2 protein-coding genes are annotated in these 966 nt (G+C 62.3%); both read right to left on the bottom strand.

Going from position 1 to position 966, the window contains the following annotated elements:
- Positions 1-503: SIMPL domain-containing protein (locus tag SE91_RS31050; protein WP_061850363.1), on the bottom strand; the 503-nt coding region annotated here is incomplete at its 3' end.
- Positions 504-508: 5 nt separating this feature from the next.
- Positions 509-966, bottom strand: a 458-nt coding sequence (locus tag SE91_RS31045; RefSeq protein ID WP_197489545.1) for a GyrI-like domain-containing protein, incomplete at its 5' end; no start/stop codon positions are given.

Raw genomic sequence — 966 nt, 5'->3', positions numbered from 1 at the left:
CGCCGCGCATCGGCGATCGCCTGCTCGCGCGCGTCGTCGAGCAGCTTCGAGGCCTGCGTCACCTCGAAGGAAATATTGCCGACGTCGTTGGCGCCGGCGCCGACCAGCGTGTCGATGATGCCGGCGATTTTGGTCACGTCGCGGATCTTCACGGTAACGCGGTTGGAGGCGCGGAAGCCGACCACCGGGGATGCGCCGGTGGATTTGTTCTGACCGTATTGCGGCTGCAGCGACAGCCGCGAGGTCTGGTAATCCTTCTCGGCGATGCCGGCGCCCTTCAGCGCCAGCAGCACCTTACCCATCGCGGCATTGTTGGCGTCGGAGGCTTCCTTCGCGGTCTTGGCATCGTTGGCGACGCCGGCATCGATCTGTGCGAGATCGGGCGCCGCGGAAATCGTGGCTTCGCCGCTCACCGAGATGGCGGAGGGAAAATCGTCGGCGAGCGCGGGCGTGGCCAGCAACGTGGTGGCGAAAACGGCGGCGAGTACGGCAGGCTTTTTCATCATTCTCACTTCAGCGGCACGTAAACATTGATCACGAGCTTGTCCTCGGCCGTCTTCAGGGGATCGGTGAGGTACTCCTCGATGAAGGTATCCTTGGCTTCCAGTCTCTTGTCGTCGAGGTGATTGGTGATCGCCTCGTAGGTGTTGTCCATGTTGTCGTAGGAGCCGCGATGGACAAATTTCAGCGCCTTGCCCTCCGGCGACTTGCCGATGCTCATGTCCTTGGTGAGGTTCTTGGGGTCCTGGTCGACCGGGATCTCGGCGAGGAAGGTGAAGCCGGTGTCGTCGGTCGAGGTGTAGACGATCATCGAATTGCCGGCGGCCTTGATGCCCTGCTTGTCCAGTAGCGTGTTCAGCGCCTTGAAGGCGTCGACGAGCGTGTCGAAGGCCGAGTCCCAATTGGCAGTACCCTTGACCATCACGACCTTCCGCGACTCGAGCGTGGTCTCGAGGCCGAAGGGAT

The sequence above is a fragment of the Bradyrhizobium sp. DOA1 genome (assembly GCF_001593325.1).
In the GTDB taxonomy this organism is placed as follows: domain Bacteria; phylum Pseudomonadota; class Alphaproteobacteria; order Rhizobiales; family Xanthobacteraceae; genus Bradyrhizobium.
This window is presented reverse-complemented; position numbering and strand designations above follow the sequence as displayed.